The organism is Leisingera sp. S2M4 (genome assembly GCF_055398055.1).
On sequence record NZ_AP040861.1, the window covers coordinates 2,192,128 to 2,216,485 of the forward strand.

Annotated in this window: 19 protein-coding genes; 9 read left to right on the forward strand and 10 right to left on the reverse strand. The window is 65.7% G+C overall.

Annotated elements, in window-relative coordinates:
• Positions 1-39 precede the first annotated feature (39 nt).
• Positions 40-708, forward strand: a complete 669-nt coding sequence (gene mnmC2, locus ACZ52D_RS10670; RefSeq protein ID WP_464441286.1) for a tRNA (5-methylaminomethyl-2-thiouridine)(34)-methyltransferase MnmC2 — start codon at positions 40-42, stop codon at positions 706-708.
• On the forward strand, positions 705-1,625 hold the full coding sequence (locus tag ACZ52D_RS10675) for a DMT family transporter (protein ID WP_222454875.1): 921 nt from the start codon (positions 705-707) through the stop codon (positions 1,623-1,625). Before mnmC2 ends, ACZ52D_RS10675 begins: the two co-directional genes overlap by 4 nt.
• Here ACZ52D_RS10675 and ACZ52D_RS10680 read toward each other — a convergent pair.
• Positions 1,599-3,557 carry a lytic transglycosylase domain-containing protein gene (locus ACZ52D_RS10680; RefSeq protein ID WP_464441287.1) on the reverse strand — a complete coding sequence of 653 codons (1,959 nt, stop codon included), beginning with the start codon at positions 3,555-3,557 and terminating at the stop codon, positions 1,599-1,601. The genes ACZ52D_RS10675 and ACZ52D_RS10680 overlap by 27 nt on opposite strands.
• Before the next feature lie 138 nt (positions 3,558-3,695).
• On the opposite strand from ACZ52D_RS10680, the gene dapA reads away from it, so the two are divergent.
• Positions 3,696-4,568: a 4-hydroxy-tetrahydrodipicolinate synthase gene (dapA, locus tag ACZ52D_RS10685; RefSeq protein ID WP_464441288.1), complete on the forward strand. Its 873-nt coding sequence runs from the start codon at positions 3,696-3,698 to the stop codon at positions 4,566-4,568.
• 182 nt (positions 4,569-4,750) lie between these two features.
• On the opposite strand, the gene ACZ52D_RS10690 is transcribed toward dapA, so the two are convergent.
• The 7 genes from ACZ52D_RS10690 to pdxR form a co-directional block, all read right to left on the reverse strand.
• A complete protein-coding gene (locus ACZ52D_RS10690; RefSeq protein WP_464441289.1) occupies positions 4,751-5,638 on the reverse strand; it encodes a dimethyl sulfoxide reductase anchor subunit family protein in 888 nt (295 codons plus the stop codon).
• A complete protein-coding gene (locus ACZ52D_RS10695) occupies positions 5,638-6,420 on the reverse strand; it encodes a 4Fe-4S dicluster domain-containing protein (protein WP_464441290.1) in 783 nt (260 codons plus the stop codon). The genes ACZ52D_RS10690 and ACZ52D_RS10695 overlap by 1 nt, the downstream gene beginning before the upstream one ends.
• Positions 6,417-9,239, reverse strand: coding sequence for a molybdopterin oxidoreductase family protein (locus ACZ52D_RS10700; protein WP_464441291.1), 2,823 nt, complete (start codon positions 9,237-9,239; stop codon positions 6,417-6,419). Before ACZ52D_RS10700 ends, ACZ52D_RS10695 begins: the two co-directional genes overlap by 4 nt.
• Positions 9,240-9,334: 95 nt before the next feature.
• Complete coding sequence (locus ACZ52D_RS10705; RefSeq protein WP_464441292.1) at positions 9,335-10,426, reverse strand: acetate/propionate family kinase; 1,092 nt, start codon at positions 10,424-10,426, stop codon at positions 9,335-9,337.
• An 11-nt stretch (positions 10,427-10,437) separates the two neighbouring features.
• Positions 10,438-11,184 (reverse strand): TSUP family transporter, encoded by a 747-nt coding sequence (locus tag ACZ52D_RS10710; protein ID WP_464441293.1) that lies wholly within the window; start codon positions 11,182-11,184, stop codon positions 10,438-10,440.
• A 4-nt stretch (positions 11,185-11,188) separates the two neighbouring features.
• Entirely contained in the window at positions 11,189-12,964 is a 1,776-nt protein-coding gene (xsc, locus tag ACZ52D_RS10715) for a sulfoacetaldehyde acetyltransferase (RefSeq protein ID WP_222454882.1), read from the reverse strand.
• A gap of 169 nt (positions 12,965-13,133) precedes the next feature.
• Complete coding sequence (pdxR, locus tag ACZ52D_RS10720; protein ID WP_464441294.1) at positions 13,134-14,606, reverse strand: MocR-like pyridoxine biosynthesis transcription factor PdxR; 1,473 nt, start codon at positions 14,604-14,606, stop codon at positions 13,134-13,136.
• A gap of 126 nt (positions 14,607-14,732) precedes the next feature.
• Between pdxR and ACZ52D_RS10725 the strand changes: the two genes are divergently transcribed.
• Positions 14,733-15,044, forward strand: coding sequence for an ArsR/SmtB family transcription factor (locus tag ACZ52D_RS10725; RefSeq protein ID WP_417472923.1), 312 nt, complete (start codon positions 14,733-14,735; stop codon positions 15,042-15,044).
• On the forward strand, positions 15,037-16,068 hold the full coding sequence (locus ACZ52D_RS10730; RefSeq protein ID WP_464441295.1) for a permease: 1,032 nt from the start codon (positions 15,037-15,039) through the stop codon (positions 16,066-16,068). The genes ACZ52D_RS10725 and ACZ52D_RS10730 overlap by 8 nt, the downstream gene beginning before the upstream one ends.
• Positions 16,069-16,364: 296 nt before the next feature.
• On the opposite strand, the gene ACZ52D_RS10735 is transcribed toward ACZ52D_RS10730, so the two are convergent.
• A complete protein-coding gene (locus ACZ52D_RS10735; RefSeq protein ID WP_464441296.1) occupies positions 16,365-17,762 on the reverse strand; it encodes an aminotransferase family protein in 1,398 nt (465 codons plus the stop codon).
• Positions 17,763-18,022: 260 nt separating this feature from the next.
• Between ACZ52D_RS10735 and ACZ52D_RS10740 the strand changes: the two genes are divergently transcribed.
• Both ACZ52D_RS10740 and ACZ52D_RS10745 read left to right on the forward strand, forming a co-directional pair.
• A complete protein-coding gene (locus ACZ52D_RS10740) occupies positions 18,023-18,805 on the forward strand; it encodes a beta-keto acid cleavage family enzyme (RefSeq protein WP_464441297.1) in 783 nt (260 codons plus the stop codon).
• Positions 18,802-20,130 carry an aspartate aminotransferase family protein gene (locus ACZ52D_RS10745; RefSeq protein ID WP_464441298.1) on the forward strand — a complete coding sequence of 443 codons (1,329 nt, stop codon included), beginning with the start codon at positions 18,802-18,804 and terminating at the stop codon, positions 20,128-20,130. The genes ACZ52D_RS10740 and ACZ52D_RS10745 overlap by 4 nt, the downstream gene beginning before the upstream one ends.
• A gap of 55 nt (positions 20,131-20,185) precedes the next feature.
• On the opposite strand, the gene ACZ52D_RS10750 is transcribed toward ACZ52D_RS10745, so the two are convergent.
• The gene (locus ACZ52D_RS10750) at positions 20,186-20,854 is read right to left on the reverse strand and encodes a DsbA family oxidoreductase (protein ID WP_464441299.1); all 669 of its coding nucleotides are present in this window, start codon (positions 20,852-20,854) and stop codon (positions 20,186-20,188) included.
• 212 nt (positions 20,855-21,066) lie between these two features.
• On the opposite strand from ACZ52D_RS10750, the gene ACZ52D_RS10755 reads away from it, so the two are divergent.
• The gene (locus ACZ52D_RS10755) at positions 21,067-22,170 is read left to right on the forward strand and encodes a CaiB/BaiF CoA transferase family protein (RefSeq protein ID WP_417472911.1); all 1,104 of its coding nucleotides are present in this window, start codon (positions 21,067-21,069) and stop codon (positions 22,168-22,170) included.
• A gap of 57 nt (positions 22,171-22,227) precedes the next feature.
• Positions 22,228-24,216 carry a CocE/NonD family hydrolase gene (locus tag ACZ52D_RS10760; protein WP_464441300.1) on the forward strand — a complete coding sequence of 663 codons (1,989 nt, stop codon included), beginning with the start codon at positions 22,228-22,230 and terminating at the stop codon, positions 24,214-24,216.
• Positions 24,217-24,358: the final 142 nt, after the last annotated feature.

Consider the following 24,358-nt stretch of genomic DNA (forward strand, 5'->3'; position numbering starts at 1 on the left):
AGTGTCGCGCCGTTCGGCTTACCTTTAGGGGATTATACCATGGCAGACCAGCAGGCCCGTCTCAGCTGGCGGGAAGGCGTCATTCCGGTGTCGGATCAATTCGATGATCCCTATTTCTCGATCCAGAACGGGCTGGCGGAAACCGAACACGTATTCCTGGCGGGCAATGACCTGCCGCGACGCTTTGCGCCAGGGTTCCACATTGCCGAGCTGGGGTTCGGCACCGGGCTGAACATGCTGGCGGCCTGGCGCGCCTGGGAGGAAACCGGCCAGACGGGGGCGCTGCGGTTCACCAGTTTCGAGGCCTTTCCGATGGGACCCGAGGACATGGCCCGCGCCCTGGAGGCTTTCCCGGCGGTGGCGCCTTGGGCCGAGCGGTTCCTGGCCGCCTGGTCGGGCCATGGCGCATGCGATCTCGGCACTCTGCATCTGGAGGTGGTAGAAGGCGACGCCCGCATGTCGCTGCCAAGCTGGACGGCGCGCGCCGATGCCTGGTTTCTGGACGGGTTCTCGCCGGCCAAGAACCCCGAGCTGTGGGAACCGGCCCTGATGGCAGAAGTGGCGGCTCATACCGCGGAGGGCGGCACGGCGGCGACCTATACCGCGGCCGGTTTCGTGCGCCGCGGGCTGGAGGCCGCCGGATTCGAAGTAACCCGCATTCCCGGTTTCGGGCGCAAACGGCATATGACACAGGCGGTAAAGAGATGACCCAAGCAGCACCCGCGCAGGGCAGCGCCGGACTGGCCCCAACCCGTGGACCCCAGACCAACAACGTGCCGCTGGGCATTTTCCTGATGATTAGCGCCACGGTGGTGTTCGCCCTGCAGGACGGGATCTCGCGTCACCTCGCGGGCACCTACAACACCTACATGGTGGTGATGATCCGCTACTGGTTTTTCGCGGCCTTCGTCGTATTCCTGGCCGCCCGGGCGCCCGGGGGCATTCGCAAGGCTGCGCAGACGCGCCAGCCGTGGTTGCAGATCTTCCGCGGGGTCTTGCTGGCGGCGGAGATCTGCGTCGCGGTCTATGGTTTCACCAAGCTGGGGCTGGTCGAGAGCCAGGCTGTCTTCATCTGCTACCCGCTGCTGGTGGCCGCTCTGAGCGGGCCGTTGCTGGGGGAAAATGTCGGCTGGCGGCGCTGGGCGGCGATCGGCGTCGGACTGGCCGGGGTGCTGATCATCCTGCAACCGGGCGCCGGAGTGTTCGATCCCTTGGCGGTGATCCCCTTTGTTTCGGCGCTGATGTTCGCGGTCTATGGATTGCTGACGCGCTATGTCGCGCGTGAGGACAGCACGGCCACCAGTTTCTTCTGGACCGGGATTTCCGGCATGGTGGTGATGACCGCCGTAGGGGTGTGGTTCTGGCAGCCGATGAACCAGGCGGACTGGGGCTGGATGGCGCTGCTGTGCATCACCGGGGCCTCGGGGCACTGGCTGCTCATCAAGTGTTACGAGATGGCCGAGGCCAGCGCGGTTCAGCCCTTTGCCTATTTCCACCTGATCTGGACGGCGATCCTGGGGGTGACGATCTTCAGCGAAGTGATCCGCACCAATGTCGCCATCGGTGCGGGGATCATCATCGCCGCGGGTCTGTTCACCCTATGGCGCGAACGCGTGAAGGGTTGACCCCGACAGTTCCTGCGAGAAGGGGATGGGCAGCGGCGTCTTGCCCAGCCGCGCGCGGTAGACCGGCAGGCTTTCGGTCACCCGCATCACGTAGTTGCGGGTTTCATTGAACGGGATGTGTTCGATCCAGTCGATGATGTCCGGCTCGCCGTCGCGCGGGTCGCCATAGCGCTCCATCCAGGCCTTGGGACGGTGCGGCCCGGCGTTGTAGCCGGCCGCCATCATCACCACGTTGCCGCGGAAATCTCCGGCCAGCCCGGCGAGATACGTGGCACCCAGGCGGGCGTTGTATTTCCAGTCGGCGGTCAGCAGCGATGTCTTGTGGTTGGCGAGAATGCCCAGTTCCCCGGCCACCAGCTCGGCGGTGGCGGGCATCACCTGCATCAGCCCGCGCGCCCCGGCATGGCTGACGACATAGGGATCGAACTCGCTTTCGCGACGGGCGATGGCGAGGGTCATTTCCTCGGCCATCGGCAGGGCGTGTTTGGCCACGGGGTGCAGCGGGTAATAGGCGCCCTGCAGCTCCACCCCGTCCTGGGCGGCGCGTTTGGCGATCATCACGGCCAGGTGCGGTTCGTTCAGATCCACCGCCATCTGCCCCAGCTGCCGTGCCTGAACGGGCGTCAGCCCTTCGGTGAGGTGGGTCAGGAAACGCTCGGCCAACGCCAGATCCCCCGCCTGCAACAGCATCAATCCGGCCTTGGTCACCGAAGACCCCATGAAGGCCGCGCTACGCCAATCGGGCAGCTCGGGCGGGTTGGCGAGCGCCGGGTCGAAGGGACGGCCCAGCTTTTCCGCGGCCAACAGGCCATAGAAGGAGGTCTGGAAGTCGGCGGCCTTGGCGTAGGCTTCATGGGCCTTGTCGACCTCGCCCATCGCGGCATAGGCACGCCCCAGCCAGTAGCCGCCGCGCCCGATCGAGATCGGCGTCTCGACGGAGTCGAGGAACCGGTTGAAGTGGTAGGCTGCGAGCTCCGGGTCGCGCAGCATCTGCAGCGCGATATAGCCGGCCAGCCATTCGCAGTCGGAATAGCCATAGCCTTCCTCGGGGGTGGCAAAGTGGTAGGCCGCCAGCTGATAGGCGTCCTCGTATTTCTTGTCGCGCATCAGCTGGCGGGCAAAGTCGCGGCGGCGGCGCAGCCACTTGTCGGGCTCGCCGAGAGCGTCGGCGCTGGTGCTGCGATCCATCATCATGGCGATGGCGCTGTCTTGCATCCGCTTGCGATCGCGCCAGACAAAGCGGTCATAGGCGAGGCCCGCGGCGTCTTGCAGCTCGTCCGGCACGGCCGCGATCTTGGCGTCCACCCCCGGTGTGCGCTCCTGCAAGGCGATGCGGGCCTCGGCCAGTTTGCGCTGGGGCTCCGGCACCAGCGCCAGCATTCGCTTGGCGCTGACCCGGTGTTCCTCCCAGAGCAGCTTGTCCAGCCGGGCGCTGTGGTGGGGTTTGAGCAGCGCGGAAAAGTCGCGCAGATACTCGGCCTGGATGGCGCTACCCATGGCCATGGTGCGCCAGGCGAGCACGATCTCGGCTTCGCCTTCCCCCCGCCGTCCCGCAGCGATCAGTGCCCGCGCAAAGCTCAGCGCGCCTTCGGGGGTCTGCGGGCGGCGGCCGTCATAGAAGGCCAGCACCTCGGCGCGGGGCAGGGCGGCCACCGTGTCCTCGTTCTGGCGGCGCAGGTAGGCGAGGCCGGGCCAGTCCGGACGCCGCTTGAGGAACGACACGACATCCGCGGCGGAGCCCATCTTGGCGCGCAGGCGGTGCCATTCGATGATGTCCCAGCCGACGCTCTGCGGCTGCCCGGCGGCCCGCGCCGCCTCGGTCCATTTCTCGGCCCGCATCAGTGACAGGGCTTCCTTGAGATCATCGGCGGTGGCCCGGCTTCCGGGCAGTATGGCTGCGATGAGCAGAATAAAGACCAGGATGCGTGTCATCTCTTGCATTTTCCAGCTGTCCGGGGATACAGGCTTGAACGTTACTCATCGGCGGGCCGGTCGCAACTGAAAACCCCGGCATCGCCTGTCTTGACGGCGGCAGATTGCCGCCAGCACCGCAGCAAAGGGAGCGTGCCCATGTTCAAAGGCTCTATGCCAGCACTCGTCACCCCGTTTTCGAACGGCGAGCTGGATCTGGATGCGCTCAAACGCTTGGTCGAGTGGCAAATTGCCGAAGGGTCCAATGCGCTGGTGCCGGTCGGCACCACCGGCGAAAGCCCGACCCTGACCCACGAAGAGCATGAGACCGTGATCGCCGAGGTGGTCAAGGCCGCAGCGGGGCGGGTGCCGGTGATCGCGGGCGCGGGTTCCAACAATACGGTCGAGACGATTCGATTCGTGGAGTTCGCCAAATCGGCCGGTGCCGACGCGGCCCTGGTGGTGACCCCGTATTACAACAAGCCGACCCAGCGTGGCATGGTGCAGCATTTCACCGCCGCCCATGATTGCGCCGAGATCCCGATCATCATCTACAACATCCCCGGACGCTCGGTTGTTGACATGACACCCGCCACCATGGGTGAACTGGCGAAACTGCCTCGGATCATCGGGGTCAAGGATGCCACTGGCGACATCGCCCGCGTCAGCCAGCAGCGTGCCACCTGTGGTGCGGATTTCGTGCAGCTCTCGGGCGAAGATGCCACCGCGCTGGGCTTCAACGCCCATGGCGGCGTCGGCTGCATCTCGGTCACTGCGAATGTTGCGCCCAAGCTGTGTGCCGAATTCCAGGCTGCGACGCTGGTCGGCGACTACGCAAAGGCGCTGGAATACCAGGATCGTCTGATGCCGCTGCATGAGGCAATCTTCATTGAGCCGGGCCTTGCAGGTGCAAAATACGGCCTGTCCAAACTGGGCCTGTGCAGCGAGGAGGTGCGCTCGCCCCTGACCACGCTGGAAGACAGCACCAAAGCGGCGATTGATGCGGCCATGGTGCACGCCGGCCTGTTGTAAGCCACAGCGGATAGAATGACGAAAGGGCGGTCCCGCGACGGGCCGCCCTTTTTCGTGGTTGCCGTTGGCTGTGGCCCGAAGGGACCGCCTTTGTTCTGTCAGCTGCCGGCCGCGCGCTGCAGGTGCCATTTGCACCGGGGCGCGACGCGCGGAATGCTCCGTTTGCGCGCCCCGGAGCGGGCTCAGCGTTTGCCGTAGTAAAGCCCGACGACATGTTCCGCCTGGGCAAAGAACAGCCAGCGCGACACCGCGATGCCTGCCATATGCGACAGCACCGCGAGCGCCGCGAGCACATGCTTCAGCACAAAGCCGTGCACCGGCGCGAGGATCATCAGCAACGGCAGCACGAAGCCGAGCGCAAAGGCAATCACCCGCAGCTTCTGCGCATGTTTGCGCCCCACCACATGCACGAATTCGCGCAAGAGGTAATTGCTGCCGGTGTGCGGCGGCTCAAAGGCGCGCACCGTGCCACGGCTGCCCAGCCCGGTGGCGGTGGCCAGGTCGGTCCCCGAGGCCGCAAGCGCGCCGTCGCCCTTGGCCCAATAGGCCAGCTGCACCGCACCGGCGAGGGCCAGAAGCCAGGGCGCCAACGTCTCGGCCCCGGCCAGAAGCGCGCCGCCTGCAAGGCTGAACGACAGGAACATCACCGGCGTCAGGGCCGTGTTCCAGCGCGGCACGGTCTTGAGCTGGGTGTAGATCATCGAGGTGGTGAACACGGTGGCAAGGCTGAGCGCCGCGCCAAGCCAGCCCAGCAGCGTCCAATGGCTGTCCAGGAATAACGCCCCCAGCGCATAGAGCCCCATGACAAGCAGGGAGGCCACGGCGCAGATTCCCTCGCGACTGAGCCAGCTGGTCTTCCACTGCGTGAACGCCCGCCACGCGCGCTCGGGTCGGCCCAGGTGGAAGGTCGAGGCGAGGAGCCCGCCCACCGCCAGCGCATAGGCGATGAGGTAGAAGACAAAGGCCACCGTACCGGTGGCGGCGGGCTGCCCAAGGCCGAGAAAGAACAACAGGCCGAAACCGAGACCCGAGAGGGTTGTGAAGAGAATGACGGACGGTGCCGGATGCATCAGTTGGTTCCCCCCGGAAGTTTGTCGAGCGCCTTGTCGAGCCAGCCCATGAAACCGCCCGCGTCCTCCGCGACAGGCTTCAGCAGCGGTGCCAGCGGCGCGGCCTGTGCCTCGATCTGGTCCTTGGGGCGGGGCGGCAGGTACTTGTTCACGGGCTTGGTGCCCATCTCGGGCATCAGGTCGATGCCGCCGCGTTCCGCGACCAGTTTGGAGACGTCGCTGTCAGGATCGCCGAGATCGCCGAAATGGCGCGCGCCTGCCGGACAGGTGCGCACGCAGGACGGGATGCGGTCCTCCTCGGGCAGGTTTTCGTTGTAGATGCGATCAACGCAGAGGGTGCATTTCTTCATCACGCCCGCGGCCAGGTCCAGCTCGCGCGCGCCATAGGGGCAGGCCCAGGCACAAAGACCGCAGCCGATGCAATGGTCCTCGTTCACCAGCACGATGCCGTCCTCGGTGCGCTTGTAGCTGGCGCCGGTGGGGCAGACGGTGACGCAGGGGGCGTCCTCGCAATGCAGGCAGGATTTCGGAAAGTGGATCAGCTGCGCCGCCGGGTCCGGCTGGCTTTCACAAGGGGCTGGCTGCACCTCGTAGGAATGCACGCGGTTGAGGAAGGTGCCGGAAGGGTCCGCGCCGTAGGGATCCTGGTCCGACAGCGGCGCGCCGTAGTTCTCGGTGTTCCAGCCCTTGCAGGAAATCACGCAGGCATGGCAGCCGACGCAGGTGTCGAGGTCGATGACCAGGCCCATCTTGCGGTCCGTGGAATTGGGAAGTTCCGTCATTTGCCCACCTTCCATTTCAGTTCCTTCGGGCCGGTGCCAACCGGCGATTCCTGCGCTGCAAAGGCGGGTTTGCTTTCCTGCGGGTCGTCCGGCGGCGTGGTCTTTTCGATCCTGACCTTCAGGTCAAACCACGCCGCCTGACCGGTGATCGGGTCCGAGTTGGCCCATCGCAGCCCGTCGCCCTTGGGCGGCAGCAACTCGTGGATCAGATGGTTCAGCAGGAACCCCTTGGTGGCCTCCGGCGCGTCCGGCTCCAGCGCCCAGGCGCCCTTGCGCTTGCCGATGGCGTTCCAGGTCCAGACGGTGTTTTCATTCAGGGCCGCCATTTCCATCACCGGCACCGTGATTTCCCCATGCGGCGAGGAAACCCGCGCCCAGTCGCCGTCCTTCAGCCCATGCTCGCGCATCAGCTTGGTCGGCACATACAGGGGGTTGCGCCCGTGCAGCTGGCGCAGCCAGGCGTTCTGGGTGCCCCAGGAGTGGTACATGGCCATCGGCCGCTGGGTCAGGGCGTTGACGGTGAAGCCCTCGTTGCCCTGCTGATCGGTCTCGTACCAGATCGGCAGCGGATCCATCGTGTGCCTGATGCGCTGGCGCAGATGCTCGGGCGGCTGGCGATCGCCATGGCCTTCGGCGGCCAGCTGGAACTTGCGCATCGGTTCCACGTAGAGCTGGAACAGGTAGGGCTGGGGGCTGTCATAGATCCCCATGCCCACGGCCCAGTCCTGGTAGGCGGTGTTCCAGGGCTTGTAGTAATCCGCGCCTTCGGGGATGTGCGCGACGTAGAAGCCGCCGTTTTCGATGTAGCGGTTCAGCTGATCCGGGTTCACCTCGCCGCGGCCTTCCTGGGTGCCGTCCTTGCCGCGGAAACCGGCGAGCGGGCCGATGCCCGGCTTGCGCTCGTGGTTGACGATATAGTCGGCGTAGTCCTTCCACTTGGGGGTGCCGTCGGCATTGGTGAAGCCCGGCAGGCTCATCCGGTTGGCGAGCTCGATCAGCACCGACTGGAAACCGCGCACGTCGCGGTCGGGTTCGATCACCGGCCAGCGGATCGCATCCGCCGCCGCGTCCGCCTCGCAGATCGGGCGGTCGAGCAGGCTGATGCAGTCGTGGCGCTCCAGGTAGGTGGTGTCGGGTAGCACCAGATCGGCATAGGCCACCATCTCCGAGGAGTAGGCGTCGGAATAGATGATCCGCGGGATCATGTAGCCGCCGTCGTCGTTGCGGGCCGACAGCATCTCCATCACGCCCTTGGTGTTCATGGAGGAGTTCCACGACATGTTGGCCATATACATGAACAGCGTGTCGATCTTGTAGGGATCGCCCGCATAGGCGTTGGAGATCACCATATGCATCAGCCCATGCGCCGACATCGGGTTTTCCCAGGTGAAGGCCTTGTCGATGCGCTGGGCGGTGCCGTCCTCGTCCAGCAGCAGGTCTTCTGGACCACGCGGGAACCCCAGATGCGGCCCCTCCAGCGGGCGGCCCGGGCGGCGGTCGCCGTGCGGGGTGGGGTGGGCCTCAATCGGTTTGGGGTAGGGCGGCTTGAAACGGAAGCCGCCGGGCACCTCGACGGTGCCCAGAAGGATCTGCAGCACATGCAGCGCGCGGCAGGTCTGAAAGCCGTTGGCATGGGCCGAAACGCCGCGCATCGCGTGCATCGACACCGGGCGGCCGGTCATCTTGCTGTGCTTTTCGCCGCGGAAGTCGGTCCATTCGACGTCCAGTTCAAACGCCTCGTCAAAGGCGACGCGGGCCAGTTCCGCTGCGATGGCGCGGATGCGGCTGGCCGGGATGCCGCATTTGTCCGCCAACGCCTCGGGCGCATAGTCCGCGCTGAGGTAGCGCTCGGCCATCTGGTGGAACACCGGGCGGTGGGTGACGCCGTCCTTGTCGAAAGTCGCGGTCAGGTCCGGGCGCACGCCGGGCTGGTCAAACGGGGTGGGCAGGCCGGTGTTGCGGTCGATCACCAGCATCTTGCCGTTCTCGTCGCGCAGAAACAGCCCCTTCTGCGGGCCGTCAGAACCGTTCACCAGCACCGGCGCGTTGGTGTAGCGGCTGAGGTAGTCGAGATCGATCTTGCCGGCCTTCATCAGCACGTGGATCAGCGACAGGATGAACAGCCCGTCGGTGCCGGGCGTGATGCCGACCCAGTCATCCGCCACCGCGTTGTAGCCGGTGCGGATCGGGTTCACCCCGATCACCCGTGCGCCGCGCTTCTTGATCTTGCCGATACCCATCTTGATCGGGTTGGAGTCATGATCCTCGGCCACGCCGAACAGCATGAACAGCTTGGTATGCTCCCAGTCGGGCTGGCCGAATTCCCAGAAGGCGCCGCCCATGGTGTAGATGCCGGCGGTGGCCATGTTGACCGAGCAGAAGCCGCCGTGCGCGGCGTAGTTGGGGGTGCCGAAATTCTGCGCCCAGAAGCTGGTGAAGCTCTGGCTCTGGTCGCGGCCGGTGAAGAACGCCAGTTTCTGCGGCGCGGTTTCGTGCAGCTCGTTCAGCCAGCCCACCGCGGTGCTGATCGCCTCGTCCCAGGAAATCTCGCGGAACTTGCCCGAGCCGCGCGGTCCCACCCGTTTCAGCGGCGCGCGCAGCCGCGAGGGCGCGTTGACCTGCATGATCCCGGCCGAGCCCTTGGCGCAGAGCACGCCCTTGTTCACCGGGTGGTCGCGGTTGCCCTCGATATAGGCGACCTTGCCGTCCTTCATGTGCACGTTGATGCCGCAGCGGCAGGCGCACATGTAGCAGGTGGTCCGCCGGATTTCGTCGGAAACCTTGGGCGAGGTGTCGAGGGTCGGCTGATGATGGGTCATTGGCACCTCTGGGTTTTGCGGGCGGATTGTCTTGCGGAGGGAGCTTCTGTCAGAATGTTGTTCTCAGAAGTGGCGGAGTTTCAAAAGATAATTTTTCACAGGGCGGCCAGAATGTCGCGCGTATGCAGGGCAATCTGGCGTTCTTCCTGGGCGGGGATCACATGGGTGTTCTCCGGTCCCAACCCGGCCCAGGCCAGTTGCCGGACGACGCGCTCCCTGATGTCGGGCGCGTTTTCCCCGATGCCGCCGGTAAAGGCGATGGCGTCCGCGCCCTGCATGGCCGCCAGCATCGACCCTGCATGGCGCACGATCCAGTAGCAGAAATGATCCACGGCAAATCGGGCGGGGGCGGTACCGGCCTGTTGAATGGCGCGCATGTCATGGCTGTGGCCGGACAGGCCCAGAAGGCCGGAGCGGTGCACGAGATCGGCACGGGTGGCGCTGATGCCGTGGCGCTCGGCCCGGTCCAGTACCGCGCTGGCGTCGATCGAGCCTGACCGGGTGCCCATCGTCAGCCCTTCCAGCGGGGAATACCCCATGGTGGTGGCGACGCTTTGGCCGTCCAGAATGGCACAGAGGCTGGCACCGTTCCCGAGGTGGCAGGCCAGCAGCCGACGGGGCAGGGGGGCGCCGCCGTCGCGCAGGCTGCGCACCAGTGCCGCATAGCTCAGCCCGTGAAAGCCGTAGCGGCGGATGCCCTCGGCGTGCCAGTCCTGCGGCACCGCATAGCGCTGGGCAACCTCGGGGCAGGTGGCGTGAAAGGCGGTGTCGAAACAGGCGATCTGCGGCATGCCGGGCATCAGCTGCATCAGGCTGCGGATGGCGGCCGCGTTATGCGGGTTGTGCAGCGGCGCAAGGTGGCTGCAGGCGTCGATCTGTGCCAGCACGTCGGCAGTGACCGCCAGTGGCTGCGTCAGTGTCGCGCCGCCATGGACAACCCGGTGGCCCGCGGCGGCAAAGCTGTCGGGGCCATGCCCCTGCGCCGCCAGCCCCTTCAGCAGCAGCTGAAAGGCCGCGGCGTGGTCCGGCACGGCGGGTGCGGATTTCTGCGCCCCGATCTGCAACTCCCCTGCGGCGGAGCCGCCGACGCCGGCGGCTTGCGCGGTCAGCAGCGGCTCCAGCGTGGGGGAGAAGACCGCCAGCTTGATCGAGGAGGAGCCTGCATTGATGACGAGGATGTTCTGCATGGGCGTCTCCTTCAGGCGGCCAGCCGGGCGATGTTGAACAGCGCCAGCAGGGTCAGCAGCACCACCACCGCGCGGCGGAAGTGCACTTGGGAGACGGCGGCAAACCCGCGCGAGCCTGCCCAGATGCCAAGCGCCAGTACCGGGAAGGCCAGCAGGATGCCGGTCAGCGTCTGCGGCCCGACCAGACCGTTGGCCGCCATCAACGGCAGCGCCATCAGGTCGATACCGGTCAGGAACACGATCATCGTGGCGCGGAACACCGCCGGAGACACCGGCTGCGCCGTGAGGAAGGCCGCCACCGGCAGCCCGCCGACGCCTGCGCTGTTGGCGATGCCCGCCAATGCGCCAACGCCCAGGTTGCCGTTGCGCCCCACGGGCCGCGCCAGCTGCCAGCCACTGAGCAGAACCAGGCTCAGCCCGAGGATCAGGCAGGAGATCGCGAGCCGTGCCTCATGCTCGCCCAGCCGGGCCATGAGGGAGATCGCCGGGATGGTGGCCACGGCGGCGCCGCCCAGCAGCGCAAGGGCGCGGCGCCAGTCCACATGCGGGCGGATGTCGCGGGCCTGAAAGGCGGTCATGGCAATCTCGCAGGAAAACACAACCGGGATCAGCGGCAACGGATTGGTGATGAGGGCCGCCAGAATGATGAAGATCGCGGAGAAGCCAAAGCCGGAAAACCCGCGGATCATGGCCGCCGCAAACAGCGCGGCGGCCAGATAGAGCCCCTGGCCCGAAGACAGGTCAAAGGGCAGGGTCACGGCGTCAGACCTGCTGCTCGCGCATGTCGGCCTTGTCGATGCCCGCCACACGGACCGGCTTCTTCATGGCGTCGCGGCGGAACGGCTCACCCAGCTCCTGGTTGATCATCGCCTCGATCAGGGTGGTGGTGCCGTTCTTCTGGTCTTCGATCGCCTGCGCCAGTGCCGAGGTCAGCTCGTCCATGGTGCGGGCGACCACGCCCTTGAGCCCGCAGGCCTTGGCGATACCGGCATAGGACACCTGGGTGTCCAGCTCGGTGCCGACGAAGTTGTCGTCGAACCACAGGGTCGAGTTGCGCTTTTCCGCGCCCCACTGGTAGTTGCGGAACACCACCTGGGTGACGGCGGGCCATTCGCTGCGGCCGATGGCGGTCAGTTCGGTGACCGCAATCCCGAAGGCGCCGTCGCCCGAGAAGCCGACCACGGGTGTGTCGGGGTTGCCGATCTTAGCGCCGACGATGGCCGGCAGACCATAGCCGCAGGGGCCGAACAGGCCGGGGGCGAGGTATTTGCGGCCCGCCTCGAACGACGGGTAGGCGTTGCCGATGGCGCAGTTGTTGCCGATGTCCGAGGAGATGATAGCCTCTTTCGGCAGCGCCGCCTGGATCGCGCGCCAGGCCATGCGGGGGCTCATCCAGTCCGGCTTGTCAGCACGGGCGCGCTCGTTCCAGGTGGTGCCCGGATCGTCGTCCTCGTGGGTCATTTCGGTCAGCTGCTGCGCCCAGCGGGACTTGGTCTCGGCGATGCGGTTCTTGCGTTCGGCGCGGCCTTCGTCGCCCGCGGTGTCGCTGAGTTGCGCCAGGATGCCCTGCGCCACCTTGGCGGCGTCGCCGATGATGCCGACGGAAACTTTCTTGGTCAGGCCGATGCGATCGGGGTTGATGTCGACCTGGATGATCTTGGCCTCTGTCGGCCAGTATTCCATGCCATAGCCCGGCAGGGTCGAGAACGGGTTCAACCGGGTGCCGAGGCACAGCACGACATCGGCGTCCTTGATCAGCTCCATCGCGGCCTTGGACCCGTTGTAGCCCAAGGGACCGGCAAACAGCGGATGCGAACCGGGGAAGGCGTCGTTGTGCTGGTAGCCGACGCAGACCGGCGCATCCAGACGCTCGGCCAGTTCCCTGGACGCCTCGATGCCGCCCTTGGACAGCACCACGCCGGCACCGTTCAGGATCACCGGGTTCTTGGCACCCGACAGCAGCTTGGCGGCTTCGGCCACGGCGGACTCACCGCCCGCGGGGCGCTCGAATTCGACGATTGCGGGCAGTTCGATGTCGATGACCTGGGTCCACATGTCGCGCGGGATGTTCAGCTGGGCGGGGGCCGACGCGCGCTTGGCGTTCATGATGACGCGGTTCAGAACCTCGGCCACGCGGGAGGGATCGCGGACCTCTTCCTGATAGGCGACGCAGTCGGCGAACAGGCGCATCTGCTCCATCTCCTGGAAGCCGCCCTGGCCGATGGTCTTGTTGGCCGCCTGCGGCGTGACCAGCAGCAGCGGCGTGTGGTTCCAGTAGGCGGTCTTCACGGCGGTGACGAAGTTGGTGATGCCGGGGCCGTTCTGGGCGATCATCATCGACATCTTGCCGGTGGCGCGGGTGTAGCCATCGGCCATCATGCCGCCGGATCCTTCGTGGGCGCAGTCCCAGAAGGTGATGCCCGCAGCGGGGAAGATGTCGGAAATCGGCATCATTGCCGAGCCGATGATGCCAAAAGCGTGCTGGATGCCATGCATTTGCAGCGTTTTGACAAAGGCCTCTTCGGTGGTCATTTTCATGGCGGGTTCTCCTGAGTGAGACGCGGAATGCGCCCGGGCCTTGGGCCGGGAATTGACTCTGGTTTAGGCGCGCACTCAGGGGTGGGTTAGGGCCAGTTGTCTCGGCGCAGTAGGTCCAGATGTCGGCGCGGGGCCATCGTGGCGGAGGCCGCGATCCGGAGCCGCCGGATTACCCCTGTTTCTGGGCCTGCTCCAAAGCCTCGGCCAGCAGTGCCAGCCCCGGTTCAATACGCCCCGCCGCGATCGAGGAATATCCCAGCCGGTAGAAGTTCTGCTGCCGGTTTTCGGCAGCAAAGAAGGGCGCGCCGGGTTCGATCAGCACGCTTTGCGCCTTCAAGTGCTCCGCGACGGCCAGGGTGTCCACGTTCTGCGGTGCCTGCATCCACAGGGCGGAACCGCCAAAGCCACCGACCCCGGCGATGGTCAGCCCGTGGGCGGCGATTGCAGCCTCGATCACCGCGCGGCGATCGTGCAGCACCTTGGCGGTGCGGCGGATCTGGGCATCGTAGTGCCCCAGCGACAGGAAATAGGCCACCGTGCGCTGCACGTGGCCGGGCGGGTGGCGCAGCACGCTGGCCCGCAGGGCGCGTGCCTGGCGAATAAAAGGTTCGGAGCCGACCAGATAGCCCAGCCGCAGCCCCGGAAACAGCGATTTGGAGAAGCTGCCGACGTAGATCACCCGGCCTTCGCTATCCAGCGATTTCAACGACGGCGAGGGTGCGCCGAGAAAGGACATCTCGAATTCATAGTCGTCTTCGACGATCACCGCGTCGATGTCGCTGGCGCGTTGCAGCAGCGCCTTGCGCCGCGCCATTGGCATGGTGAAGGTGGTCGGGCTCTGATGGCTGGGGGTGCAGAAGATCACATCGGTTTCGTGGCTGATGCGGTCCGGCGGCAGCCCGGCCTCGTCCACGGGGATGCACTCCATCTGGCAGCGGGTCTGCATGATCTGGTCGCGCAGGGTGTAATAGGCGGGATCCTCCACCGCTGCCCGCCGCCCGCGGTTCAGCAGCAGCTGGGTGGTGATCCACAGGGCGTTCTGTGCCCCCAGCGTGATCAGGATTTCCTCGGGCCGGGCGGTGATGCCGCGCCGGGGCAGGGTGTGGCGGGCGATATATTCGATCAGCAGCGGGTCGTCCTGATCGAAGTAGTCATTGGCCAGTGCGGAAAAATCCTTCTGCCCCAGCGCCCGCAGCGCACAGAGCCGCCAGTTCGCATGGTCGAACAGCGCCGCATCCGCCTGGCCGTAGATGAACGGGTAGCGGTAGCTGCGCCAGTCCTGCGGCTTGCGCGGCGTGTCGCCGCCGGTAAAGTTGCGCGCCAGAACCTTGCCCCAATCCATCGCGTCGCCGGATTTCTGCTGCGGCGTATAGGAGGGCGGCACCGGCGCATTCTCCGACACGAAGTACCCTGACCTCCCGCGCGAGGTCAGGTAGTCGTTGGCCAGCAGCTCGGTATAGGCCAGCGTCACGGTGATCCGGCTGATGCCCAGATGCGCCGCCAGCTTGCGCGACGACGGCAGCTTTTCCCCGACCCGGAACCGGCCCGAGAGGATGCCCTCGGCGATCATCTCCTGGATCTGCGCTTGCAGCGTCCCATGCGCGTCCGGGTTGAGAAAGAAGGTGTCGACAGAAATAGCCATGCGGGCACGTTAGGCTGGACTTAACCCCGGCGCAATCTGGACTTAGCTGAAATTTTCGCCTCCAGGCTTGATCGAGTTTAATATATCTATAAAACTAGTTTTATCGAATCAAGTGGAGGGGACATCATGCAGTGGGAAGAAGCTGCGCAGGGATTTGCGGCGATGGGGTCGGAGGCGCGGCTGCAAGTGCTGCGCTGCCTGATCCGCGCGGGCGAAGCCGGGCTGACGGTGGGCGAGATCCAGGAACGCACTGGGATCGCGCCCTCGACGCTGGCGCATCATCTGAAATTTCTGGCAGGCGCCGGGGTGGTCGCGCAGCAGCGCCAGGGGCGGGCCACCATCAACCGCGCCGATTTCACTCGGCTGGAGGCGCTGGCGGGGTTCATCCTCAGCGAATGCTGCGCCGACGCGGGCGCAAAGGCGGCAAACGATGGCTGAGCTGACACAGAACCCGCGGCCTGCCAAGCTGCTGGCGGGCTGGCTGAAAACACCCTGGGCGCTGGCGGCGGCGCTGCTGGCGGCGGTGGCGCTGCTGGACCCCGGCAACTTTGGCCCGGTGGTGGAATTTGCCGCGACGGCGCTGGTCAGCACGGCGCGTTATATCCTGTTTGCGGTGCTGCTCTTGGCTTACCTCAAGGCCACCGGGGCGGAGGTGATGGTGGCGCGCGCCTTTCAGGGGCGCGAGACGCGGATGATCGTGCTGGCCGCCCTGTTTGGCGGGCTGGCGCCGTTTTGTTCCTGCGAGGTGATCCCGTTTATCGCCGGGCTGCTGGCGCTGGGGGCACCTTTGTCGGCAGTGATGGCGTTTTGGCTGTCCTCGCCGCTGATCGACCCGCCGACGCTGCTGATCACCGCGGGCGCGCTGGGCTGGCCCTTTGCCATCGGCAAGGCCGTGGCAGCGGTGGCGCTGGGGCTCTTGGGCGGCTTTGCCGTCAAGCTGTTGCAGCGGCACGGCGTCTTTGCCAGCCCGCTGCGTCAGGCGCCCGCCAGCAACTGCTGCGGCTGCGGTGCGCCGAAGCTCGACGGCCAGCCCCACTGGAGGTTCTGGCAGGAGGCCGGACGCCGGGCGGTGTTTCGCCGTGAGTTCGGCTCTAACGGGCTGTTCCTGCTGAAATGGCTGACGCTGGCCTATGTGCTGGAGGCGCTGCTGGTCCACTACGTGCCTGCGGAGCTGATTGCCGGGCTGGTGGGCGGCGAGGGCGTGTTGCCGATTGCCATCGCCGCCCTGGTCGGGATGCCGGCCTATTTGAACTCCTATGTTGCGCCGCCTTTGCTGGCCGGGCTGATGGAGCAGGGGATGAGCGCAGGCGCCGCCATGGCCTTCATGGTGGCGGGGGCGGTCAGCTCGATCCCGGCAATGGCGGCGGTCTGGTCGCTGGTGAAGCCGCGGGTGTTCGTGACCTATCTGGGGCTGGGTGTCAGCGGTGCGGTGCTGTCCGGCATCCTGTTCCAGCTGGTCTGACCCGCCGCGAAGGGGCGGCTTCCGCCCGGTGCCGGGACAATTGAAATTTGCCCCGCACCCGTTGGGCCGGGCGCCGCGCTGACGCGCGGCGCCGGAAGTTTTCGCTGAGAAGGCCCTGAGGGGCAGGTCTGCCCCGCAGGGCCCGCGCCGATTTTGGGGTGAAGGATGCGCGTCAAGGACAAGCCGCCTGGCGGCGGGGCCTTGCGGCCTCCTTGACCCGCGGCGACCTGCGGCCGCATGAAAAAACGCCCCGGAGCAGTCCGGGGCGCAGGTTGGTCGTCCGACAGGGAGGAGTGTCAGCCGAATACCTTGGTCAGGGCGTTGTCCACCGCGGCGCAGATCTGATCGATGTCGTCCGCGGTTGCGATCAGCGCCGGGCTGAAGCACAGGGTGTTGTTCTTGCCCGGCACCGAGCGGTTGGTGACCCCGATGATGACGCCTTGCGCGCCGCATTCGGCCACCACCTGCTGGGCCAGCTTTTCGTCCACCGGTTCCTTGGTTTCGCGGTCCTGCACCAGTTCGGCACCGAGGAACAGACCCTTGCCGCGCACGTCACCGATCACCTGATGCTTGTCCATCAGGGCGCGCAGGTTGGCCTTCATCCTCTCGCCCATGGCGGTGCAGTTCTCCAGGAGGTTTTCCTCCTCGATGATGCGCATGTTTTCCAGCGCTGCGGCGGGGCCGGCGGTGCAGCCGCCGAAGGTGGAAATGTCGCGGAAATAGTTCAGCGGATCACCGGCGTCGTCCTTGAACATCTCAAAGACTTCTTCGGTGGTGACCATGCAGGCAATCGCCGCATAACCCGAGGCCACGCCCTTGGCCATGGTCACGAAATCGGGCTGGATGCCGTACTGCTGGTAACCGAACCAGGTGCCCGTGCGGCCGACGCCGCAGACGACCTCGTCGATGTGCAGCAGGATATCGTATTTCTTGCAGATTTCCTGTACGCGCTCCCAGTAGCCTTCGGGCGCCTCGATCACCCCGCCGCCTGCGGTCACGGGCTCCAGGCACAGCGCGCCGACGGTTTCGGGGCCTTCGCGCAGGATCACCTCTTCGATGGCGTCCGCCGCGGCGCGGCCGAAATCGGCACCGGACAGATGCTCAAGGCCCAGCTCATGCTTGCGGTACTCCATGCAATGGGGCACGCGCACGAAGTCCGGCGCGAAGGGGCCGTATTGCGCGTTGCGCTCATCCTGGCCGCCTGCCGACATCGCGGCGAGCGTGGAGCCATGGTAGTCGCGGTCGCGGTAGAGGATCTTGGTCTTTTTGCCGCCGTATTTCTTGTGCGCGATCTGGCGCACCATCTTGAAGGCCTTCTCGTTCGCCTCCGAGCCGGAGTTGGTGTAGTAGACGCGGCTCATGCCCGGCATCTTCTCGATCAGCTTTTCGGCAAACAGCGCGCCGGGGATCGAGCCTGCGGAATTTGCGAAGTAGCAGAGCTTCATCAGCTGGTCGTAGACCGCCTTGCAGACGCTTTCGCGGCCGTAGCCGACGTTCACGGTCCACACGCCGCCGGACACCGCATCCAGGAACTCCTTGCCGTTCTGGTCCCAGACCCGCATGCCCTTGCCCTCGACGATGATGCGGGGGTCGGCGGTCTCCAGTGCCTTGTGCTGTAACAGGTGGTGCCAGATGTGGGCCTTGTCGGCTTCCACCACGCGGGAGAGATCGTTTTCGTTGAACGTGCCGTCCATGACATGTCCTTTCGGCGTTGAAGGTGAAACGGGCCGCCGGTTGGGCAGTCCTCTTACCTTAACACAAACGTCAGAATCGCAGCTTTCGTTAGGTCCAGTGCTTGCGGTTGTTTAGGTCCAGCGTCGGGTGCGCGAGGCGCTGGTAGTGAAAGAACATATGTTCCGAATTCTTCGTCTTGAGATCGCACGTGCTGTCTGGCCAGTCTGCCCCCGATCCCGCGCGGCAAGCGCGCAGGGGGAAACAGGCGTGGAGAACGGATATGGCGAACTATGAATTGATGGTGGCTCTGAACGGCGCGCGGCGGCAACGGCGTGATCACCCCCGCCTGCCGGTGACGGCCGCGCAGCTGGCCGAGGCCGCGGCGGCCTGTCAGGTGGCGGGTGCGCAGGCCGTGCATCTGCACGTTCGCGACGACCAGGGGGCACATTCACTGGATGCCGGGCGCTATCGGGAAGCGATGGCTGCAGTGGCCGAAGCTGCGCCGGGCATGGCCATCCAGATCACCACGGAAAGTGCGGGAATATACGATGTGGCCGATCAGCTGGCCTGCCTTGAGGCACTGCGACCGGGGGCGGCGTCGATCTCGGTGCGGGAGATGGCGCGGGAGCCGCGGCTGGCGGCCCGGACCTATGCGCTGTGCGCCGAGGCGGGGACGCGGGTGCAGCATATCCTGTATGGTGCCGACTGCATTGCCCGGTTGCGGGCCTGGTATCGGGAGGGTCTCGTTCCGGGCACGATGCGGGATGCGATCTTTGTGCTCGGCACCTATCGGCCTGCGATCCCGGGACAGCCCAAGGGGCTGGAGAAGTTCCTGAACGCCGCGTCGGATCTGCAATTGACCTGGTCGGCCTGCGCCTTTGGTCGTCATGAGCAGGCGTGTTTGCTGGCCGCCGTTTCGGCAGGCGGGGATGCACGAATCGGATTTGAGAATAACATCGAAACACCCGATGGCGGTCTGCTGGCGGACAACGCCGCGTCAGTTGCCGCGTTTGTTCAGGCCGCAAGGGCCGAGGGCCACACACTCAAGGAGTGCCGATCATGAGCCATGTCTTTCCACGCCATACCAAGGCCGACCTGCCCACTGCCGTTGCCGGGGAGGGGTGCTACCTGATTGATGCGGCGGGCAAACGCTACTTTGATGGCTCCGGCGGGGCGGCGGTGTCCTGCCTTGGCCATTCCGATGCCGATGTCATCCGCGCCGTGCAGGAACAGGTTGGCAAGCTGGCCTTCGCGCATACTGGCTTCATGACCTCGGAGCCGGCCGAGGCGCTGGCGGATCTGCTGGTTTCTCATGCGCCGGGGGAACTGGATCGGGTCTATTTCGTCTCTGGCGGGTCGGAGGCGACGGAGGCCGCGATCAAGCTGGCGCGGCAGTACCATCTGGAACGTGGCGAGCCGCAGCGCCGCCACCTGATTGCGCGGCGGCAGAGCTATCACGGCAATACGCTGGGCGCGCTGGCCGCGGGCGGCAACGAATGGCGGCGGCAGCAGTTCGACCCGCTGCTGATCGGCGTCTCCCATATTGCGCCCTGCTACGAATATGTTGACCGCGCGGAGGACGAGAGCAGCTACGACTACGGCCAGCGGGCAGCGGATGAGTTGGAGACCGAGATCCTGCGTCTTGGCCCGGAAACGGTGATGGCCTTCATGGCGGAACCCGTGGTGGGGGCCACGTCCGGTGCGGTGCCGGCCGTTGCGAGGTATTTCAAACGCATCCGTGAGATCTGCGACAAGTACGGCGTGCTGCTGATTCTGGACGAGGTGATGTGCGGCATGGGGCGCACCGGGCACCTGTTCGCCTGCGAGGCAGACGGTGTCGCGCCGGATATCCTCTGCATCGCCAAGGGGCTGGGCGCGGGCTATCAGCCGATCGGTGCGATGCTTTGCACCAAGGCGATCTATCAGGCGATCGAGCAGGGCTCGGGCTTTTTCCAGCACGGCCATACCTATATCGGCCACCCGGTGGCCACGGCGGCGGGGCTGGCGGTGGTCAGCGCCTTGCTGGAGCGCGGTCTGGTGCAGCGCAGCGCCGACATGGGCGACAAGCTGCAAGCAGCGCTGGTAGAGCGGTTCGGAGCGCATCCGCATGTGGGCGACATCCGCGGCCGCGGCCTGTTCCGCGGGGTGGAGCTGGTCGAAGACCGGGAGACCAAGGCTCCGTTTGATCCGTCGCTGGGGCTGGCCGCGAAAATCAAGAAGGCGGCGTTTCAGGCCGGGCTGATCTGTTACCCGATGTCCGGCACCCGCGACGGCCGCAACGGCGACCACATCCTGCTGGCACCGCCCTTCATCATCACCGAGGAGCAGATCACCGAGGTGGTGGACAAGCTGGAAATGGCAATCACCGAGAGCCTGCCGAAAGGCTAGCCGTCACGAAGGTGACACACCGTTCGTCCCACCGGTCGCGGGGCGGGCGGTGGTCTCAGCTGAATCTGGGGGCGGCAGCGCCCAGCTGTTCCAGAATGCTGGCGTAGGTCTCGACGCCCTGTGCGCCGGTCACCAGGTGGCGGCGGTCGAACACCATTGCGGGCACGCCACTGATGCCCTGCTGCACCCAGAAGGCCTCGCGCTGACGCACGCTGTCTGCGTGTGCGCCGCTGTCCAGCGCCGCACGCGCCTCGGCTGCGTCAAGGCCGAGGCCCTCGGCGGTCTGCACCAGAACCTGGGGATCCGAGACGTCCTTGCAATCGGTGAAATAGGCATTCAGAAGCGCCTGTTTCATCTCGTGGCCCTTGCCTTGGGGTTCGGCCCATTCGATCAGCTGGTGGGCCTGGAAGGTGTTGTAGATCCGCATGTCGTCGCCAAAACGGAAGTCGAACCCCAGCGTTGTGCCAAGTTCGGTCAGCTGGCTGCGGATCTGCGCCGACTGTTCGGCCGTACTGCCGTATTTTGCCGCCAGATGCTCGCGCAGGTTTTCGCCCTCGGGTGCCATGTCGGGGTTCAGCTCGAACGGCTGCCAGTGAATATCAAGCGCTGCTCCGCTGCGGCGGGCCGCCATGGCCAGCTGGCCGTAACCGACGGCGCACCAGGGGCAGACCACATCGGAGATGATATCAACGCGCAACGGGCGCTGGTTGGCTGTGTCGGTCATAAGGGCTCCCCGGTTGGCGCAGTGGCTGGTTGATTTGACATGGGGGTTCGGCGTGCTCGGCGCAAGCGCCTTGGTCCGAGGCACCTGTCAGGAGCGATGGAGGAGCGCTTTGTTGCGTTGGACATCATTAATTTGATCAAATCTTGCCAGAGCATGTCAGACCGTCTATTCAGCTAGGGCACGCGCTGCCGGGACAACAGGAAGGAATGCCCATGACTCCGCTTGAAGGTCTGAAAGTGGTCGAACTCGCCCGCATCCTGGCAGGCCCGTGGATCGGCCAGTCGCTGGCGGATCTGGGGGCCGAGGTCATCAAGGTCGAAAGCCCGGATGGCGATGATACCCGCAAATGGGGCCCGCCCTTCATCGAGCGCGAAGGCGACCGCAGCGCGGCCTATTACTACTCTGCCAACCGAGGCAAATCCTGTGTGACCGCTGATTTCCGCACCGAGGAAGGCCGCCAGACGGTGATTGATCTGGTCCGCGATGCCGACATCCTGATCGAGAATTTCAAGGTCGGTGGCCTCGCCAAATACGGTCTGGACTATGCCAGCCTCAGCAAGATCAATCCGCGGCTGATCTACTGCTCGGTCACCGGTTTCGGACAGGACGGACCTTATGCGCCGCGGGCGGGCTATGATTTCCTGCTGCAGGGCATGTCCGGGCTGATGTCGATCACCGGCGAACCGGACGGCCAGCCGCAGAAGGTTGGGGTGGCGATCACTGATATCGTGACCGGTCTGTACGGCAGCATCGGCATCCTCGCCGCGGTGGAGCAGCGTCATCGCACCGGACGCGGTCAGCATCTGGACATGTCGTTGATGGATTGCGCCACCGCGCTGCTGGCCAACCAGGCGATGAATTACCTGGCGACCGGTGAAAGCCCCAGACGGTTGGGCAATGACCATCCCAACATCGCGCCATACCAGGTGATGGCGGTGCAGGACGGCCATGTGATCCTGGCGGTCGGCAACGACGGCCAGTTCCAGCGGCTGTGCCAGGTTCTGGGGCTGGCGGATGTCGCCGAGGATCCCCGGTTCCAGACCAATCAGCTGCGCGTTGACAATCGCGAGGCGTTGACGATGCGGCTGGAGCAGGCTCTGTCCGGGTGGACCCAGGCTGAACTGCTGCAGGCATTGGAAGCGGCCACGGTTCCCGCGGGGCCGATCAACACCATCGGGCAGGCTTTCGACGATCCGCAGATCCGTCACCGCGGCATGCAGATCGCGCCGGAAGGGGTGCCGGGGGTGCGGGGGCCGTGGAAATTCTCCGATGCCGAACTGGCGCTGGACAAGACCGCTCCGAAACTGCCACGCTGATCCGCGTGTGCCGCGCGCAACGTCCGGCTGTGGCGCAATGCAAGATGCGAGGTCAACATGGCAGGTGCCTTTGAGGTGATCGACAATCACTGGATCCCGTTGCCGGATGGTCGACGGCTGGCAGCGCGGATCTGGATGCCCGCTGGCGCGGGGCCGTTTCCGGCGATCCTGGAATACCTGCCATACCGCAAGGGCGACGGCACCGCGCCGCGCGACGCCACCACCCATCCGGTCTTTGCCGCCGAAGGCTATGCCTGCATCCGGGTGGACATCGCGGGCACCGGCGACAGCGAGGGAGTGTTCGACGACGAGTACTCCGAACAGGAACTGTCCGACGGCGAGGCGGTGCTGGCCTGGATCGCGGCGCAGGCGTGGTGCGACGGCAATGTCGGCATGATCGGCATCAGCTGGGGCGGCTTCAACGGGTTGCAGCTTGCCGCGCGCCGCCCTCCGGCGCTGAAGGCGGTGGTCTCGGTCGCTTCGACCGTGGACCGCTATGCCGATGACATTCACTACATGGGTGGCTGTTTGCTGAGTGACAATGCCAATTGGGGCAGCCAGATGTTCGCCTATCAGTCGCGCCCGGCGGATCCCGAGCAGCGGCCCGATTGGCGTGCGGACTGGATCCGGCGGATCGAGGGGATGCCCTTCATGGCGGCCGAATGGCTGCGCCAGCAGACGCGGGGCGATTTCTGGAAACATGGCTCGGTCTGCGAGGATTGGTCCGCGATTGAGGCGCCGGTGCTGGCGATCACCGGCTGGGCGGATGCCTATGTGAACGCGCCACCGGCGCTGGCGGCCAATCTGAAGGTGCCCGCCAAGGCGCTGATCGGCCCGTGGGAGCACCGCTATGCTCATATCGCCAAGCTGGACCCGGCGGATTTCCACGGCGAGGTGCTGCGCTGGTTCGATAAATGGCTGAAAGGGCAGGACAACGGCGCCGAGGCGCTGCCGGACTACCGCACTTTCATGCAGGAACACTTCAACCCCTCCATGCAGAACAAGCCGCGCCGCGGCCACTGGATCGCGGAGGCGGCCTGGCCTTCCCCCAACGTGCGGGACCGCCGCCTGCATCTGGGGCAGGGGGGGCTTTCGGATCAGCCTGCCAGTGGTACGGTTGCGGTGCGCAACCCGGCGACGCTGGGACAGGCCTCGGGCTATTTCTGCCCGGGTATGCGGTTTGACAATGAACTTGCCGGGGACCAGGCCGGTGATGATGCGATGTCCGTCTGCTTTGACAGCACGCCGTTGCAGGAACCGTTGCAATTGCTGGGGCGGCCGCGGTTGAAAGTGGCTTTCACCGCCGACAGGCCGGTGGCGCAGCTGGTGGCGCGGCTCTGCGATGTGGCCCCGGACGGGGTGTCGCAGCGGATTACGTACCGCCCGCTGAACTTGTGCTGCCGCGACAGCTTCGAGACGCCGGAACCGCTGGTTCCGGGAGAGCTCTATGAGGCGGAGATCGAACTGAATGAATGCGCGCATCAGCTGCGGGCGGGCCATGTGCTGCGGCTGGCGCTGTCGACCTCGTATTGGCCTGTGGTCTGGCCCGCGCCGCAAGCCGCCGAGGTGACGCTGCATTTGGAGCGCTGCACGCTGGTGCTGCCACAGCGCGAGGTCACCGCGGAGATCGCGCCGCAGAACCCCGGTCCGCCGCGGGCGTACCCGACCTATGATGCCCACGAACTGCGGGCGCCGGGCGGCCGCTCGGAAACCGTATGGCGCGCCGATGGCACGCTGGTTCTGGATACTTTTGACGATTACGGCATGGCCGAGGATGCGGCCAGCGGGCTGCGTGTCGGCAGCCATGTCACCATGCATTACGAGATCCATCCGGACGATCCGGCCTCGGCCGTCTTTGCCAGCAGTTGGACGTTTGAATTCTCCCGTGGGCAAGACTGGCAGGTCTCGATCGAAACCGAGAACCGGATGCATTGCGATCAGGAAAATTTCTACCTGTGGCGCAAGGTGCGCGCCCATGAAGGGCCGGAGCCGCGCGAGGTCGTCACGCGGGAGTGGCAGGAAACGATTCCCCGCGGGCTGCTGTGACAAGGCCGGTGCGGGGTGCAAATACCGCCGCCGAGACGGTGAATTTCCGGCAGGTTTTCGGCAAGTTCTCCGCATTCGCCACGGTTTTGACATAGTGCGTTACTGAAAGCACACAGGGCCTTAACCATTTGGCTGCAAATTT

What these genes read in the sequence shown, in the direction of transcription:
- ACZ52D_RS10755 (WP_417472911.1), top strand. Translation starts at nt 21,067, where the DNA reads ATGACTCCGCTTGAAGGTCTGAAAGTGGTCGAACTCGCCCGCATCCTG.
- ACZ52D_RS10740 (WP_464441297.1), top strand. Translation starts at nt 18,023, where the DNA reads ATGGCGAACTATGAATTGATGGTGGCTCTGAACGGCGCGCGGCGGCAA.
- ACZ52D_RS10700 (WP_464441291.1), bottom strand. Translation starts at nt 9,239, where the DNA reads ATGACCCATCATCAGCCGACCCTCGACACCTCGCCCAAGGTTTCCGAC.
- ACZ52D_RS10705 (WP_464441292.1), bottom strand. Translation starts at nt 10,426, where the DNA reads ATGCAGAACATCCTCGTCATCAATGCAGGCTCCTCCTCGATCAAGCTG.
- xsc (WP_222454882.1), bottom strand. Translation starts at nt 12,964, where the DNA reads ATGAAAATGACCACCGAAGAGGCCTTTGTCAAAACGCTGCAAATGCAT.
- pdxR (WP_464441294.1), bottom strand. Translation starts at nt 14,606, where the DNA reads ATGGCTATTTCTGTCGACACCTTCTTTCTCAACCCGGACGCGCATGGG.
- ACZ52D_RS10695 (WP_464441290.1), bottom strand. Translation starts at nt 6,420, where the DNA reads ATGACGGAACTTCCCAATTCCACGGACCGCAAGATGGGCCTGGTCATC.
- dapA (WP_464441288.1), top strand. Translation starts at nt 3,696, where the DNA reads ATGTTCAAAGGCTCTATGCCAGCACTCGTCACCCCGTTTTCGAACGGC.
- ACZ52D_RS10760 (WP_464441300.1), top strand. Translation starts at nt 22,228, where the DNA reads ATGGCAGGTGCCTTTGAGGTGATCGACAATCACTGGATCCCGTTGCCG.
- ACZ52D_RS10725 (WP_417472923.1), top strand. Translation starts at nt 14,733, where the DNA reads ATGCAGTGGGAAGAAGCTGCGCAGGGATTTGCGGCGATGGGGTCGGAG.
- mnmC2 (WP_464441286.1), top strand. Translation starts at nt 40, where the DNA reads ATGGCAGACCAGCAGGCCCGTCTCAGCTGGCGGGAAGGCGTCATTCCG.
- ACZ52D_RS10675 (WP_222454875.1), top strand. Translation starts at nt 705, where the DNA reads ATGACCCAAGCAGCACCCGCGCAGGGCAGCGCCGGACTGGCCCCAACC.
- ACZ52D_RS10750 (WP_464441299.1), bottom strand. Translation starts at nt 20,854, where the DNA reads ATGACCGACACAGCCAACCAGCGCCCGTTGCGCGTTGATATCATCTCC.
- ACZ52D_RS10730 (WP_464441295.1), top strand. Translation starts at nt 15,037, where the DNA reads ATGGCTGAGCTGACACAGAACCCGCGGCCTGCCAAGCTGCTGGCGGGC.
- ACZ52D_RS10690 (WP_464441289.1), bottom strand. Translation starts at nt 5,638, where the DNA reads ATGCATCCGGCACCGTCCGTCATTCTCTTCACAACCCTCTCGGGTCTC.
- ACZ52D_RS10745 (WP_464441298.1), top strand. Translation starts at nt 18,802, where the DNA reads ATGAGCCATGTCTTTCCACGCCATACCAAGGCCGACCTGCCCACTGCC.
- ACZ52D_RS10735 (WP_464441296.1), bottom strand. Translation starts at nt 17,762, where the DNA reads ATGGACGGCACGTTCAACGAAAACGATCTCTCCCGCGTGGTGGAAGCC.
- ACZ52D_RS10680 (WP_464441287.1), bottom strand. Translation starts at nt 3,557, where the DNA reads ATGACACGCATCCTGGTCTTTATTCTGCTCATCGCAGCCATACTGCCC.